The organism is Borrelia venezuelensis, assembly GCF_023035835.1.
Taxonomy (GTDB): domain Bacteria; phylum Spirochaetota; class Spirochaetia; order Borreliales; family Borreliaceae; genus Borrelia; species Borrelia turicatae.
The window spans coordinates 598180-614866 of sequence record NZ_CP073220.1; the positions used below are offsets into that span (position 1 = coordinate 598180).

The 16687-nt window shown below is 28.8% G+C and carries 11 protein-coding genes; 8 read left to right on the forward strand and 3 right to left on the reverse strand.

Features of this window, described 5'->3' with window-relative positions; genetic code table 11:
• The first annotated feature begins 47 nt into the window (after window positions 1-47).
• From bvRMA01_RS02920 to recG, 5 genes are all read left to right on the forward strand, one after another.
• Window positions 48-635, forward strand: coding sequence for a hypothetical protein (locus bvRMA01_RS02920; protein ID WP_247032059.1), 588 nt, complete (start codon window positions 48-50; stop codon window positions 633-635).
• A gap of 195 nt (window positions 636-830) precedes the next feature.
• Window positions 831-2012 carry a methyl-accepting chemotaxis protein gene (locus bvRMA01_RS02925; protein ID WP_349642997.1) on the forward strand — a complete coding sequence of 394 codons (1182 nt, stop codon included), beginning with the start codon at window positions 831-833 and terminating at the stop codon, window positions 2010-2012.
• Between the two features lie 144 nt (window positions 2013-2156).
• Window positions 2157-5609, forward strand: coding sequence for a DNA polymerase III subunit alpha (dnaE, locus tag bvRMA01_RS02930; RefSeq protein ID WP_247032063.1), 3453 nt, complete (start codon window positions 2157-2159; stop codon window positions 5607-5609).
• Between the two features lie 11 nt (window positions 5610-5620).
• Entirely contained in the window at window positions 5621-6193 is a 573-nt protein-coding gene (locus bvRMA01_RS02935; protein WP_247032065.1) for a YggT family protein, read from the forward strand.
• A 9-nt stretch (window positions 6194-6202) separates the two neighbouring features.
• Window positions 6203-8266, forward strand: coding sequence for an ATP-dependent DNA helicase RecG (recG, locus tag bvRMA01_RS02940; RefSeq protein WP_247032067.1), 2064 nt, complete (start codon window positions 6203-6205; stop codon window positions 8264-8266).
• A gap of 2 nt (window positions 8267-8268) precedes the next feature.
• On the opposite strand, the gene bvRMA01_RS02945 is transcribed toward recG, so the two are convergent.
• Window positions 8269-9063, reverse strand: a complete 795-nt coding sequence (locus bvRMA01_RS02945) for a M15 family metallopeptidase (protein ID WP_247032069.1) — start codon at window positions 9061-9063, stop codon at window positions 8269-8271.
• Window positions 9064-9149: 86 nt separating this feature from the next.
• Between bvRMA01_RS02945 and bvRMA01_RS02950 the strand changes: the two genes are divergently transcribed.
• From bvRMA01_RS02950 to murD, 3 genes are all read left to right on the forward strand, one after another.
• Window positions 9150-10499, forward strand: coding sequence for an MATE family efflux transporter (locus bvRMA01_RS02950; protein ID WP_247032071.1), 1350 nt, complete (start codon window positions 9150-9152; stop codon window positions 10497-10499).
• 183 nt (window positions 10500-10682) lie between these two features.
• Window positions 10683-12026, forward strand: coding sequence for an MATE family efflux transporter (locus tag bvRMA01_RS02955; protein ID WP_247032073.1), 1344 nt, complete (start codon window positions 10683-10685; stop codon window positions 12024-12026).
• A gap of 24 nt (window positions 12027-12050) precedes the next feature.
• Entirely contained in the window at window positions 12051-13406 is a 1356-nt protein-coding gene (gene murD, locus bvRMA01_RS02960) for a UDP-N-acetylmuramoyl-L-alanine--D-glutamate ligase (RefSeq protein WP_247032075.1), read from the forward strand.
• Here the strand turns inward: murD and bvRMA01_RS02965 are convergent.
• Both bvRMA01_RS02965 and metG read right to left on the reverse strand, forming a co-directional pair.
• Window positions 13403-14452 carry a lipid II:glycine glycyltransferase FemX gene (locus bvRMA01_RS02965; RefSeq protein WP_247032077.1) on the reverse strand — a complete coding sequence of 350 codons (1050 nt, stop codon included), beginning with the start codon at window positions 14450-14452 and terminating at the stop codon, window positions 13403-13405. The genes murD and bvRMA01_RS02965 overlap by 4 nt on opposite strands.
• A 21-nt stretch (window positions 14453-14473) precedes the next feature.
• A complete protein-coding gene (metG, locus tag bvRMA01_RS02970; protein WP_349643000.1) occupies window positions 14474-16663 on the reverse strand; it encodes a methionine--tRNA ligase in 2190 nt (729 codons plus the stop codon).
• Between the last annotated feature and the right edge of the window lie 24 nt (window positions 16664-16687).

Consider the following 16687-nt stretch of genomic DNA (forward strand, 5'->3'; position numbering starts at 1 on the left):
ATAGTTGGTATGTGAATTCTTTTAAGATATTTTGTTAGGGGGATAAGATGAAGGAAAGTGATATTAAAAAGGCAATTTCGATGAAAAGATTAGTTAAATATTTCTTTGATGAGCTTAAATATAGAATGAAAATACCTTGTCTTAGACCAAATAGTAGAAGTATGAGTAAAAAGTATATACTTCTTAATCTTTTAAGAAAAATAGCTAATCTGCCATTTAATAAACAATATGAAATTGAAGAACAATTTCCCCTTGATATTTCAGGGAAAGGCATACTTACAGATGCAGTTCTTATTAAGAGATTAGATTATGAGAGGTGTGTTATTACTGGTATTATTGAGGCAAGAGCAGAGCATGTTGATCTTGAGTATGAACTTAAGCGGTTTGTGATTCGAAGTGGTAAGATTAATGTTCTTTTTTGGCAACCCAAAAGAACTATTTTAAAGCAAGATGGAGACTTAATTATATTAGATGCAGATGATATTTTTAAACTTGATAATGATTTTTATTTGCCAGTGATTAAAGAGAAGTTAGAAAATTTTATTAATATTTTTATGAAATTTTTCTCTTATGAAGATGTTTTATTTGAGTATAATAAACTGCACGGTAAGTATTCTTTAGTTAAAAATAAGTAAAATTTGTTATTTTTTAATATATGCAATTTTCTTGGAGATATGGAGAATATAATTTATATATTAAATTTAATTTTAAAATTCGTGATAAAATATTTTTTGTCAGTATTTCTTATTAATTTATTATCTTTTAAAGGATCATTAAATTAAGTTGTTTTGATGTTGTTAGAAAATTATTTTTTGTGGTAAAATCTTTTCATGTATAAATTTTCATTTTTTGGTAAGAAAAAATCTGATATGTCTAATTCATTTAAGAATGAATCTTTGAAAAATATAGAAGATGATAATCAATCTTTAAATATGTGTGAATATAAGGTTCCTGTTAAAGAGATGATACAAGGATTTTATCATGCTAGGTTTTCTATTAGTAATGTATTAGTTCGTATTGAATTTTTATATAAAAACTTATTCTTTAACTTTGAGAATATTGGTAAGATCTTTGAATCGCTTATTGAGAAGACAAATAATGCCCGTAGTCAAGTGAGTGTTATTTTTGAAGATATTGAGAAGAATAATGAAGAAAAATTGAAAAGGGTTAGTGCTGTTATTGTAGGTGTGCAAGGAAGTTTGGAGACCATCAATAGTTTTTTAGGTGCAACTAATATGATTTCTCTTAATGCTAAGCTTGAAGCAGCAAGAGCAAAAGAGTATGGAAAAGGTTTTTCTGTTGTTGCTGATGAGATTAAACGGCTCTCAGATCAGTCAAAGAGTGTTATGAGTATGATTTCTGTTAAGGAAATTGAACAAGTATCTAAGGATTTAATTTCTAAAAATATTAAGGAGTTACAATTAGATATTGATAATTTTTTCTCAAATTTGATTGGAGAGCTTATCTCTCTTGGAGATTTATTTAAACATTTCATTAGTCAGCAAAATGAATTTTCAACGTTAATTGGTGAGCTTGAGAATGTTGAAGCTAGTGTTTCTTATTTAGCAAGGAATTGTGATTCTTTGTCTAGTTCTGAAATTTTTATGTATTCTAATGATGAATTTTTAAAAGAATTGGAATTTAGCATTTCAGAACAGATGTCTTGGATGAGTATCGTAAGAGCAATTGTTGAAAATCAAAAGAGAATGCCCATTCAAACTGATCCTATGAAACATGGATTTGGATTGTTTTATAAGGGACTTATTCCAAGGGCTTCCAAAGTTAGAGCAGTTTGGGAAGATATTTATTCTTGTTATTTAAATATTCATAAACTTGTTGTTGAGATAGTAAAAGTATTTGCACAAGATAGTTTTGATGATATCGATTTGAGGCGCGCAAAGGATTTTTTGGTACAAGCTGAAGGTTTATCAGATGAAATTGTTAGTAAACTTGAATCTGTTAAAAAAATAGTGGTTGAATGTGAAAATCAGGGTATTAGTATTTTTGAATAATTGTGTAATTCATTATTCTTTTTAATCTTATTTTTTAAGTGGTTTAAGTTTAATATTTAAAGGTTTATTATATTTAATATTTTGGTTTAGGTTAAGGTATATCTATTAAAAATCAAGTTTTATTTTGGTAAAATAAGTGTAAGTATGGATTTAAAAGTTAAGTTTGTTCATTTGCATGTACATTCAGATTATTCTCTTTTAGATGGAGCGGCCAAGATTACAGATATTGTGGCGAAGGCGAAAAAATGTAATATGTCCCATATTGCATTAACAGATCATGGCAATCTTTTTGGTGCTATGAAGTTTTATAGAGAAGCAAAAGGGGCAGGAATAAAACCCATCATTGGTATGGAAGCTTACATGTCAAGTACCTCAAAGCATATAAAAAAGAATGATGAGCTTGGAAGACCTTATTATCATTTAATTTTTCTTGCAAAGAATGAATTAGGCTATAAGAATTTATTGAAATTGACAAGTGTTTCTTATCTTGAGGGATTTTATTATCGTCCAAGGATTGATAAGGAAGATATTGAAAAATATTCTGAAGGACTTATTTGTACGTCTGCATGTATTGGTGGGATTATTCCTCAATTGATTCTTGCAAATAAATTTGATGATGCAAAGAATGAAATTCTTTGGTTTAAGAGTGTTTTTGGTGATGATTTTTATCTTGAACTTCAGCGTCATGGGATTAAACAACAGGATATAGTTAATGAAAAATTAGTTGCTTATTCTAGAGAGCTTAATGTTTCACTGACTGTATCTAATGATTCTCACTATGTGAATAAAGAAGATGCAACAGCTCAAGATATTATTGTCTGTATTGGGACGGGTGCTAAGAGAAGTGATCCTAATAGACTTAAAATGGAGACTGATGAGTTTTATCTTAAAACCCAAGAGGAGATGTGTAAACTCTTTAGGGATTTGCCAGAAGCTTTAGCAAATACTTTAAAAATTGCTGAAAAATGTAATGAGTTTGAGATTAAATTCCCAGGTCCTATTTTTCCTGAATATCAAGTACCTAGTGAATTTGATACTCTTAGTCAATATTTAGAGTATTTAACACTTGAAGGTTTAAAGTTTAGATATGCAAATGTAACTGATAGTATTAAAGATCGTGCTTTTTATGAACTCTCAACAATCATCAAGATGGGATTTGAAGCGTATTTTTTAATTGTTTGGGATTTTATTAAATTTGCACATGATAATGGTATTCCCGTTGGTCCTGGGCGTGGCTCTGGGGCTGGTTCTATTGTTGCATATGCTCTTAGAATTACTGATATTGATCCTTTGAAATATAATCTACTTTTTGAGAGATTTTTAAATCCTGAACGTGTGTCCATGCCTGATTTTGATATTGATTTTTGCTTTGAAGGTAGAGATGAAGTTATAAAGTATGTTACAAGAAAATATGGTGAGGATAAGGTTGCACAGATAATTACTTTTGGAACCTTAAAGCCTAAGGCTGTATTTAAAGATGTGGGCAGAGTGCTAGATATTCCTTTTACAGAATCTAATGAACTAACTAAGCTTATTCCCGATGGTCCAAAAGTTTCCTTAAGAGAAGTTTTCAAAGATAAAGCTCTAAAGGCATATTTAAATAAGGGAGTTGTTTATAATGAGTTGATGGAAGCGGCGCTTGTTCTTGAAGGCATGAATCGATATGTCTCAACTCATGCGGCAGGTATCGTGATTGCTAGAACTCCTTTAACAGATTATGTTCCACTTTATAAGGATTATAAGCAAAACACGGTTTCTACACAGTATACCATGGACTTGTTAGAAGATTGTGGTCTTGTAAAGATGGATTTTCTTGGACTTAAGACATTGACTTTAATAAAGAATGCAGAAAATCTTATTAGGATTACTAATCCTAATTTTAGTATTGCTAATATTTCTGATAGTGATGTTAAGACTTTCAAAATGCTTTCTGAGGGACGTAGTGCTTCTGTTTTTCAATTTGAATCTGAAGGTATGCAGCAAGTTTTAAGGGAGGCAAAACCTGACAGTATTGAAGATTTAATTGCTTTAAATGCACTCTATCGACCAGGTCCTATGCAGTTTATACCTCAATTTATTGCGGCTAAGACAGGGACTAAGCGGATTAGATATCCTCATCCAGATTTAAAAGAAGTTTTAAAGCCAACTTATGGAGTTATTGTTTATCAAGAACAGGTAATGGAAGTTGCAAGGATTATTGGTGGGTTTTCTCTTGGAAAAGCAGATATCTTAAGACGTGCAATGGGGAAGAAGAAAGAAGATGAGATGAACAAAATGAAGGTCGACTTTATAAAAGGTGCTCTTAGTAAAGGTTATGATGAAACTCTTGCAAATGACATATTTGAGCTTTTAAAACCCTTCGCTGGTTATGGCTTTAATAAATCTCATGCAGCTGCGTATTCTTTAATAGCTTATCAAACAGCATATCTTAAGGCCAATTATCCTGAGAATTTTATGGCTGCTAACTTGACAAATGAGATTAATAATACTGAAAAGCTGTCTTATTATATTGAAGAAGCGAAGTCGATGGGGATCAATGTTTTAAAACCCGATATAAATCAGTCTTTTAAAGAATTTAGTGTAGTGGGATTGAATATTTCTTATGGTCTTAATGGGATTAAGAATATCGGTGGTTTAATAGTTGATCTTATAATTACTGAGAGGCAAGAAAATGGTGAATATAAATCTTTTGAAGACTTTATTAGAAGAGTGGATGATAAGGTTATAAATAAAAAATTTCTTGAGGCTGCAATAAAGTCTGGACTTTTTGACAGTCTTGGTCAAAATAGAAAAACACTTTTTGAAAATCTTGATAAATTAATAGATTTTGTAATAAAAGATAGGAATGATAAAAAACTTGGTCAGAATAGTTTGTTTGGCTCTATTGGCTCTCAAGACGCTATTCAGCAAAGTTTTAATTATCATGTATTTGAGGAATATTCTTATCCTGAACTTTTAAGATTTGAGAGAGAACTTTTAGGTTTTTATGTATCTGGGCATCCTCTTGACCATTATAAACCCGAACTAGAACGCTTTACAAACTTTAATGTTTTAGAAGATCTTGCTGTGAAAAAAGATACTACTGTTAAATTTGCTGGTAGTTTAAATGTGGTAAGGGTTATTCGTACTAAGAGAAATAATGCTAGGATGGCCTTTGGAGTTATTGAAGATTTTAAAGGTGAGATGGACATTATAGTTTTTGCTGCAAGTTATGAAAAATATAATCATTTATTGATTGAAGGTGATGTGATTGGTGTTATAGGTAAGCTTAGATTTGAGAGAGATAAATTTTCAATAATTGTTGAAAAAGTTTTAAGTATTGAAGAAATTTCTGTAAATAATGAGAATAAGATTAATAATCTTCATATTAAATTTTCTAATGAAAGACTTGGTGATTCTCATCTTCTTTATTCTCTAAAGGATAAAATCTTTAGTCTTGAAGATAATACCGGGTTTTCACATGTTTATCTTTATTTAAAAAATGATGATAAAAGCTTGAAACTTAAAATGGATTTAACCTTAGATTTTAAGCCTGATGAGTTTAAACTTAATGAGTTAAGATGTCATGAAATAGTGGAGGATATTTGGTTTGATTAGGAGGATTAGTTGTGATAATAGAGACTTTAATTTTGTTTTTAAACATTTATAGAATTTTAATTTTGATTAGAATTTTTCTTAGTTGGCTTGTATCCTCAGGAATTAATACTAGTGCTTTTTTTAGATTTATATATAATTCAACAGAGCCATTTTTATCTATTTTTAGAAGGATTCGATTTTTTCGGTTTGGTATATATGATTTTTCACCAATTGCAGCTTTAATTACTCTTTCAATAGTTGAGAGAATGTTATCTTACGGTGATTATAAACTTTCTACATTTGTTATATTGTTTATTATTGAAGTTTGGGGGATCTTGAGAAGTGTTTTTTTTGCTCTTATCTTTTTCTTTGTTTTGAGATTAATATTTTTATTTTTACACTTATTTGATGGTATTGATTTCATGAGAAGCGTTGATTCATTTTTAATGCCCTTGTCTGTTAAGATAAGCAATATGGTTACAGATAAAAATATGTCTTATACTATTAATTTAATTGTGGCAGGAGCATTGTTGTTGGCATTTATAATCATTTGTGAGCAAGCTATATGGGCTATTAGTATTCTGGGCTTTTATTTGCCTTTTTAGGGATTGTTCATGTTTTTACATGAATTTCAATATGATTTACAGGGTATAAGTGGTCTTGGTAATAAGGGAATTGATAGATTACATAATCTGAACATTACAAATATCAAAGAACTTATAGAATATTTTCCTAAAAAATATGAAGATCGTCAAAATATAAAAACTTTTCCAGATCCACTGGAAGTGAGAAGTTGTGAACTCATGACAGTTTTTGTTGTTTTGGAACATAGAAATTTTGGGAGTAATTCTAAGAAAAATTTAAAAATTATAGCTCAGAGTGAGAATGATGAAATATTTGAAATTCTTCTTTTTAATAGGGGATTTTTAGAAGGGTTTTTTAAGGTAGGTCAAAAATTCTATATTTATTCTAAATTCAATTACAGTGATTATACTCAAATGTGGAGTTGTTCTAATTTTGATAGTGAAGTGTTTAATTATAATCCTGAAAGATTTAAAAAAATTATGCCGGTTTATTCTCTTGGTGAAGGACTGACTTCTAAAAAGATATCGTCTTATGTAAAAGAAGCTCTTATTTATTTTTTAAAGTTTGGGAAGTCAGACATCCCTGATTTTTTGATAAATAAGTATTCATTATTGTCCCTTCATGACGCTTTAAATGAAATTCATTTTCCAACTTCTCTTGAAATGCTTGATAGAGCAAAAAAGACTTTGATTTATAGAGAAATTTTTTTGCTTCAGTTTTTTTCAAGAGGGAAAAGTTCTTTGGTTTTTTTAAGGAAAGAAAAGCATCTACCTATGAATTTGCTTGATCAAGTTGTTTTAAAATTGCCATTTAGGCTTACAAAAGATCAGGAAGTTGTAATTAGTGAAATAATTGATGATCTTAAAAGTAATAAGCCAATGAATAGATTATTGCAAGGTGATGTTGGAAGTGGCAAGACTCTTGTTGCGTTTCTCTCTAGTATTCCTCTAATTGAAGCTGGGTATCAAGTTGCATTGATGGTGCCTACTGATCTTTTGGCACGGCAACATTATAATAATCTATCAAATATGTTAAAAGATTTTAATATTTCAATAGCTCTTTTGACTGGTAGTTTGAAAACGAAAGATAGAAATGATGTTTTAGAAAAAATTCAAAGTGGCACTTATAGTTTAGTAATTGGGACTCATGCTATCTTTTCTCAAAGAACAAAATTTAAAAAATTAGCTTATGTTATTATTGATGAACAGCATAAATTTGGTGTTGAGCAGAGAGAGAAGCTTAAAAATAAGGGGGAAGAAGTTGATATGCTTTTAATGTCAGCAACCCCTATTCCTAGAAGCTTAGCTTTGACTCTCTTTGGTGATCTTGAGGTATCTTTAATTAAGAGAGGTCCTGCAGGTCGAAGACCTGTTACTACTTATTTAGCGAAGCATGGAAATGAGGATAAGGTATATGAATTTTTAAACAATGAGCTTGGAAAAGGACATCAGGTTTATTTTGTTTATCCTTTAATATCATCTTCAGAGAAGTTTAATTTAAAAGATGTTACTAGTATGTGTTTAAATCTTAAGAATATTTTTGTTGAATATTCTGTTGCAATGATTCATTCTAAGCTTGAATCTCATGTTAAAGAAGAAATTATGCGTGATTTTTATTTGAAAAAAATAGATATTTTAGTTTCAACAAGTGTTATTGAAGTTGGTATTGATTGCTTAAATGCAACTTGCATCGTAGTAGAGCATGCTGAACGTTTTGGACTTTCTGCTTTGCATCAGATTAGAGGGCGTGTTGGTAGGGGTAGCTTAAAGTCTTTTTTATTTTTACTTTATAAGGAACCTTTAACAGAAGCGGGAAAATTTAGACTTAAAACTATAAAGGAGAATATAGATGGTTTTAAAATAGCAGAAGAAGATCTTAAATTAAGAGGTCCTGGCAATTTATTTGGTCTTGAGCAAACTGGTTATTTGAAACTTAAGATAGCTGATTTTGTTGAAGATAAAGAAGTCATAAGTTTGATTAGAGAAGAACTTACTATGTTTTTTTTAAATAAGGCTTTTTATGATAAAGCAGATATTGAATTACTCGATAGTCTTTTGGTCTCATATTTAAGATTTGTTGGTAAAGAGAATTAATATTAGTTTGTATATTTTTGAATTAAAGTTGAAAGTTCTTTTTTATGTTCATGCCAAAACTTGAAAAGTTTATACTGTAAATTGTTGAAGTATTTTTTTTGCAAAATGCATGCTTGTTTACCAATATACATGTAATGCCAAGGCTCTGATTTATAACCAGTTTCTATTTCATGATCCTTCGGATACGATAATGAGAATCCATGCTTGAATGAATTCTCATAAAGCCATTTACCCGCTTTTGTATTTAGTAAATTATCATCTATTTGGATGAAATCTATGGTTGTTCCTAGTTGGTGTTGTGAGTGATCAGGAATTGCTGATTGGATTTTTGCTAGCTTAAGTCCGTAAGTTTTTACATTATGTTCAAATAAAAATTTTTGATATTCTCTTGTTCTGTATGCTGACACTATTTTTATTTGTAAGCCATTTTCTCTTCCTGCCTTTACAAGATTAGTTAAGTCGTCTATTAATATTTTTCTTAACTTTAAGTTTTTTTTTCCAATATTTTTTAATTCTTTGAAATCTTTCAAATAAACTAAATCAGTTGGGTTATATCCTTTAGGAATTGGAATTTTTTTGTTTACAAGTATTAAGAGGTCATTCTTTTCTGCTTCAAGCAGTGGTTTAAGTTCTTTGATAAATTGAATAGGTTTTTCTTTTATTTGTTTTTGATAAGATTTATCTAAAATTTTTATAATTTTAAATAAACTTTTAAAGTCTTCTCTTGATATTGTATTTGCTTGTAAAGTCAAGTTATTAACTAATAGTATTAGTGAAAATATATTTAATGATCTCATAAAAATATAATTATATTATATATATAATAATTTGTTTTTGTCGTGTGAGTAATTTTTATTGATAAAAGTGATAAACTAGATAAGATATGCTGACAAAGTTTAACAAGTATCGTTCAATACTAAGAGAATTATTGGTATTGGCTATTCCTACGGTTTTTGAGTCTTTTTTATTTCAATTGGTAACATTTTTTGATAATTATATGATTGCTTATTTAGGATCTGCGCAAGTGACAGGGACTTCTCTTGCTAATAGGATAACTTTTCTTTGTTTTATTGTTATATTTGCATTGGGTACTACGCTTAGTGCTTATGTTTCTCAAGCATTTTCTAAGGGAAAATTTACACATGTTAAGCAGGCATTTGCTTATGCTTTGATAATTGGAATTACTATTGGAATTATTTTTTTTTGTATGTCCTTTGTTTTTTCAAAGGAGCTTATTAAGCTATTCATAGAAGAAAATGAGTCTTTAAATTTTGGAATGGATTATTTAAAAATTGTTTCTATTTCTTACATTTTTATGTCTTATTCTTTTTTATCTGCTATGGGGTTTAAGAGTATTAAGGATATAAAGGTACCTTTAGTTGTTACTATATTTGTTGTATTAATGAATATTATTTTAAATTATATCTTTATTTTTGGGTTTAATATGGGAATAAGAGGGGTCGCTTATGCTACTTTGCTTGCTAGGATTAGTGAATTTGTCTTTTATTTTTTTTATAACTTTTTGAATGTAAAATCTTATTATCATCTTAAAATAAGTGATTTCTTTGTTTCAAATAGTGTTAAAGTGGCTTATTTAAAGATACTGATTCCTGTTTTTTTACATGAAATCTGTTGGGTTTTAAGCATAACTATTTTGCATGCTTTTTATGCTCGGCTTGGAAGTAGTGAATATGCATCTTTTGCAGTAGCTTCTAATATTTTAGATTTATACTTTGTTGTGATGCATGGGATGGGAGTTGCAACTGGTGTTATTATTGGGCATTTGATGGTAAATGATAAGGAACAGGTTAGAGCATTGGGAATATTTTTGTCAGTTATTGGATTTATTTTGGGATTTTTTGTGGCCTTTATTCTTTGCTTAACATCTAAAATTGTTCCTATTATTTTTAGTAATTTGGATTCTCCTGAGCTTGTTAGCACTTTTATCTCTATTTTTGCAAGTATTGTTGTTTTTAAGGGTTTTACAGCTCAGACACTTGTTGGTGTTTTTAGGGCCAGTGGAATTCCTAATATTTGTTTTTATATTGAGGCGGGAGTTATTGTTTTTTATACATTGCCAGTTGCTTATTTTTTAGTTTTTTTTACAAATTTTAGATTGCCATTAATAGTTTTTATTGTCAATCTTGAGGAGATCTTTAAGAATATATTTATTTTAATAGAGTTTTTTAAAAATAATTGGATAAAGGACATTCATTATGAAGAACTGACTTAATTTTTAAAATATATTATAATGACAATTAGGATATTGTATGAGCAATGTGGATTTAAAATTCATTTTGATTTTGTTTAATAAAGGAATTCTCGCTACTTTTTTATAGTGTATTTGTTTAAGTTGAATTTGTTTATTTTTTTTGATAATTTGAAAACTTGCTGTTTTTATGTTTAGTAGGAGGTTATGTATTCATTAAGCAAATCCAAGAAAAATAGTGTGTATCAAGATATTTTAAATATTGCAGTTCCAACAGCCATTGAATTCTTTTTATTTAATGTTGTTGCATTTACAGATAATATTATGGTGTCTTACCTTGGTGATTATCCTGTTGTTGGAGTTTCTCTTGCAAATAAATTGTTTGAACTCTTTAGTACTATTGCCTTTACCGTAATGGGAGCTTATAACATATTGGCAACAAGACAATATGCCCAAGGTGATATTGATAATTTTAAAAATACGTTTTTTATTAGCATTTTAATTCTTTTATTTTTTTCCTTTTTATTTATAGTAATTTCATTATTTTATTCATATTTTTTTCTTGGGTTGTTATCTGATGATCCAGTAGCTATCTTTTATGGAGTATCTTATCTTAATATTGCTGTTTATTCTTTTATATTTGCAGTTGTTAAGGGAATTATTGCTAATTCACTGAAAGTTGTTAAAATAACCAAAATTCAAATTGCTACTTCTGTTATTTCAGTTGTTTTAAATGTGGTTTTTAACTATTTATTTATTTTTGTGCTTAATATGGGGGTAGTTGGTGCTGCTATTGCAACTACATTGGTTAGATTGATTGAGCTTGTTTTTTATCTTCTTTATACTGTTTTTAATATAAATTCACATTTTTACCTTAAGATTAAAAATCTAAAAATCAATCCTGTGATATTTTTTGAGCTAATTAAGGTCTTTGTTCCAATTTTTTTAAATGATTTTATTTGGTATTTGGGATATTTTGGTTTAATTGCAATCTTTTCAAGAATTGATACGGCTAAATATGCAGCTTATAGTATAACTTTTTCTACTTATTTTATCGGGCTTAATATAACTTATGCTTTTTGCTTTGCTGTTAATATTGTGATGGGACATGAGATGAATAATGATAAAAGGGAAATCATATCTGTTGCAGTATATCTAGGCAAAATAGGTTTTGTTTTGGCTTTTTTGACTTCTCTTATAATATTTGCTTTATCATTTATAGTTCCCCATATTTTTTATAAATTAGAGCATGCAGATCTTATGGGAGTTATGCTAAGATATTATGCTATTTCAGCTTTTTTTACCTCCCTTGCGTTTCAATATTTATTTGGGTTTTTTCGTGCAGGTGCAGCTCCAAACTTTGGAGCTATTATGGAATGTTCTGTGACTTTCATTTATACAATTCCTGTTGCATACTTTTTGGCAAATTATACTCAAACTCCATTTGAACTTATTGTTTTTTTTCCAACTCTTGAAGATGTAATTAAATTTGGTATTTCTCTCCCTTATTTTTATAGTGCTAAGTGGATTAAATCTATTAAAACAGGTTAATTATTTTGTTATAATACTTGTGCTGTGTATTTAGATGAGATAAGAGGTAAAAATTTTTTGATTATGGGTTTAGGGCTTCATGGAGGAGGTTTGGCTGTTGCGAAGTTTTTGTTAAAACATGGTGGTAATTTGGTAATTACTGATTTAAAGAATGAGTTAGAATTAATCCCAAGTATTGAGGCCTTGAAACAATTTAGAGATAAAATTCGATATGTTTTAGGATATCATGATGAGGATGATTTTAAGAGGGCAGATATTGTTATTAAAAATCCTGGTGTAAGTTTTGATAATAAATATTTAAAACTTGCAAAAAGGGTTGAGACCGATATTAGTTTATTTTTAATGTTTAATCAAAATCCAATAATTGCTATTACAGGAACTAAGGGAAAATCGACACTTGCATCTCTTTTGCATAAGGTTTTGGTTATTAAGTATCCAAATTCTAAGCTTGGAGGTAATATTGGGGTATCTCCTTTAAGTTTTTTAGATGAGCTTGATGGAGTATCGCCTATTATTTTAGAGCTTTCTTCTTGGCAATTGCATGATCTTAGGAATTTATGTCCTATAATTAGCATTATTACAAATATTTACTCTGATCATCAAAATTATTATTCAAATTTTGATAGCTATATAGAGGATAAGTCAAGAATTTTTATAAATCAAAATTCGGGAATTTTGATCTCTCAAGATCAAGCTTATTATAATTATTTTTTTAGATTTAAATCTAAGCTTAAGAGCATTTTATTCTCAGAAGCTGTGCCTTTAAATTTTGAAAATGATATTTTTTATTTTAAAAAGGGCAAAATTTATTTGAATAACAAAGTAGTGGGTACTCTTAGTGAGTCAAGGATTGTGCTATTGATTTCTAAAATGATCACTATTTTTATTGCAAGTTATTTAGGCTTGGATTTGAGTGTTGTATCTAAGATTGTGACTGATTTTGATGGCATTGAGCATAGATTAGAATTTGTAAGAGAATTTGAAGGTGTTAAATATTATAATGATACGGCGTCAACAATTCCTGATTCTACAATTTTGTCTGTTAAAAGTTTAAGAGCTTACGGAGGATTGATTAATCTTATTACTGGTGGAACTGATAAAGAGCTTGATTTTGCAATTTTTGGTGAGATTTTAAACATAGTTAAAACCTGGATTTTGTTAAAAGGAAGTGCTACTTTAAAAATTATTAAATTTTTAGAAGATAATAATATTAATTATTTTATTTTCTCTTCTTTAGAAGAATGTGTTTGTTATGCTAAAAAAATTTCTGTTCAGAATGATATAGTTTTATTTTCTCCAGCCAGTGCTTCTTTTGAACTTTTTAAGAATGAATTTGATAGAGGACTTCAATTTAAAAATTTAGTGAGTATTATGGCTTAAAATCTTTTTTTAATAATTTTATAGTAAATGTATCTTAGTATTTCAAGAATGCTGTAAACTTTATATAAAAATTTTTTGTACACAAAGTCATAACATCCAATTCTGTGGATAAGTTTTCCTCCAAATCCGGTTTTGAATTGAAAGAGACCAAATAAAGGATGTTTTGTATCAGCGTTTGGAGGAATTCCTAAAAGATCGTATTCTTTTATTGAAAGACTTTGCAGCATTTGTATTGTCTTAAATTGCACCGCATAATTTGGCATTAGATTCCTATTTTCTCTGCTTGAAGCACCATAAAGATATGTGGCCTTATCTTTATATATACCAACAATGATTCCAGATATTAGTTGTTCATTATATAGTGCAATTATTAATTTGATTTTGGAATTTTTATCTTCTCTGAATGCTTTTATTAGATTTCTTATATAGTCTTTTGAGTGAATAGCAAATTTGTCTCTTTGGGCTGTCTCTTTATGAAGTGCGTAAAATTCATCAAAATATTTAAAGTCATCATCTATTATAACTTTGATGTTTTTTTTGCTGCTAAGATTTATGTTATATCTAGTTTTCTTTTTCATTTTAGCTTTAATGGCATCTAATGAGTCATTCAAATTTAGTATTGTTGTATTTGCTGGCTGTATGTCATCGAATGATTTTTGTAGGTTTTTAAATTTAAGTTTTAGTGGAATATAGTCTTCTTTTAAGCCCCTTGAAGTATAAAACATTAAATCATATCGTACGAATATGGTATTCTTATGTAAATATTGCCTTATATTTTCACTAAATTTTTTGATTTGGATATTGATCTCGTCTACATTAATTTCTTCGATTTTCTTATTTGAAAATTCTGGATGAGCGATGTAGCTTAAGTAAAATTTTCCAAAGATCTTTCTTTGCATCACAAGAATTTTGTTGAAATGATTATTACTAAATGCTATGGCTTTCCATGGACTTTTATTGCTTGAAACTTTTTTTACAGTTGTCCATAGTTTGCTTTGAAGGTAATTTTCATTTAAATTTTCTATTTCAATTTTTTTAATATTCATTGATTTTTCTTGATTTGAGACTTAATATACTTTCCCATTTGGAATTTCTCTAGATAGTATTTTTTCTTTAGAATTTTCTAGTATAAGGTTAATACCGTTTACTTTAAGTTCCCCATTTTCTGCTACAATTTGGGTTTTAAGGAATTTATCTATGCTGATCTTTGATGGTAATTTTAATTTCTTATCACTATCACTCTCAAGTATTATTCGCTCTCCAGGGATGGGATTATCTTTAAAATCTTCTACAATTATTACTTTAAAATTTTTATTCTCATCTTCAGTTGCAATTAACATTCCTTCAGATTTGATCCCTCTAAATTTGGCAGGTTTTAAATTATCAACTATTATTATGTGTTTTCCAATTAATTTTTCTTCTTTGTAATAATCTGCCAAACTGCTTACAATTTGTTTCCCGTCAGGAGTCCCGTCATCAAGCTTTAAAATGAATAACTTTTCTGCGTCTGGATTTCTCTTTATTGTTTTTATTTGTACAACTTTTAAGCATACTTTTTCGCTAAATAAATTTATTGGATTTTCTGTTTGTTCATCTTGCATATTTTTGCCCCCTGAATATTTTAATTTTAAACTATCAATTAATTCTTTTTCTAGCTTTGTAAATAATACTTCTGTAAACTGAATTGTATTTAGACCTAAATTTGTTCCTAAAAATTTGTTGGAAATTTCATAACTTTCTCCAAAGAATCTTCTTATTTTATCACTTGTGTGCGGTATGAATGGTGAGATTAAGATGGATAGATCCCTTATTAAATATATTAGGTTTAATAATAGCTCTTTTGTTTTTTTAGGTGTACTGTCTTTTGTTTTCCACGGTTCTTTATCTTGAAATATTTTGTTACCTATTCTTGAGATATCAAGAATCTCTTTTAGAGCTGATTTTAGTTCTATTTGTTTGAAGAAATTTAAAGTTTTATCATATTTAAGATTGATTTCTTTCCAGAAATCTTCTTTTATCTCTATTGTGTCTATTTTGTCCCCAAAGAATTTTTTATAAAATGTTAATACTCGGTTAACAAGGTTTGAGAAATTTCCAATAAGTTCACTGTTTATCCTTTCCATAAAGTCGTCCCACATAAATTGAAAATCAGATTTTTCAGGTCTGTTGTAATATATGTAAAATCGCCAAATATCAGCAGATATGCCAGTGGTAATGACATCGTTTCCAAATATTCCAATTCCTGCAGATTTTGAAAATTTTAAGTGTTCATAGTTTAAATATTCGCTTGAAGCTAGTTTTCCTAACATTGTCCAGTTTTCTTTGCTTCCAAGCTTGATGGCAGGAAATATTACTGTGTGAAATAAGATATTGTCTTTTCCAATAAATTGTACTAAATTAGTCTCTTTGTTATTTTTCCACCAAGATTCCCAGTCTTTTGAAATTTCTTTTGTAATTGAGATATATCCTATTGGTGCATCAAACCATACATAAAATACTTTATTTTCATATTCTTTTTTGGGTACTGGTATGCCCCATTTTAAATCTCTTGTTATTGCTCTTTCTTTAAGACCATCTCTTAAGAATGCATTTGTTGTTTTAATGGCATTGGTATTCCAGTTTGTATTGTGTTCAGTTGTTTGCATCCAATGTATAAGTTCATTTTTTATCTTTGGTAGGTCAATGTAGAGATGCTTAGTTGTCTTTATAATGGGAATATTTTTGCAAATTATACATTTTGGATTTATTAAGTCGATTGGGGCTAATAATTTAGAACAATTTTCACACTGATCTCCTTTTGCATTATTTCCACAATTTGGGCATTCTCCTGTTACATATCTGTCGGCTAGGAACATTTGATCTTGTTGGCAAAAGAATTGTTCACTTTCTTTATCTGTGATATAGCCATTTTTTTCTAGTTTTAAGAATAAATCTTGTACAGTTTTTTTGTGGGATTTGTTGGTTGTGCGTCCAAAAATGTCAAATTTAATGTTAAACCATTCATAAATTGATTTGTGTATTGCATAATATCTGTTGCAGAGTTCTTCAGGGGTAGTTTTTTCAATTAAAGCTTTAGTTTCTGTGGCTGTACCGTATTCATCTGTTCCACAGACATAAAGCGTATCTATGTCCATCATTCTTGAATATCGTGCAAAAGCATCTGCTGATAATACTTGTACTAAATTACCAAGGTGAGGTATGTTGTTAACGTATGGCAATGCAGCTGTAATTAAGTTCTTTTTTTTCACTTGATTTATTTTTTCCTTTTTTGTTGTATTATA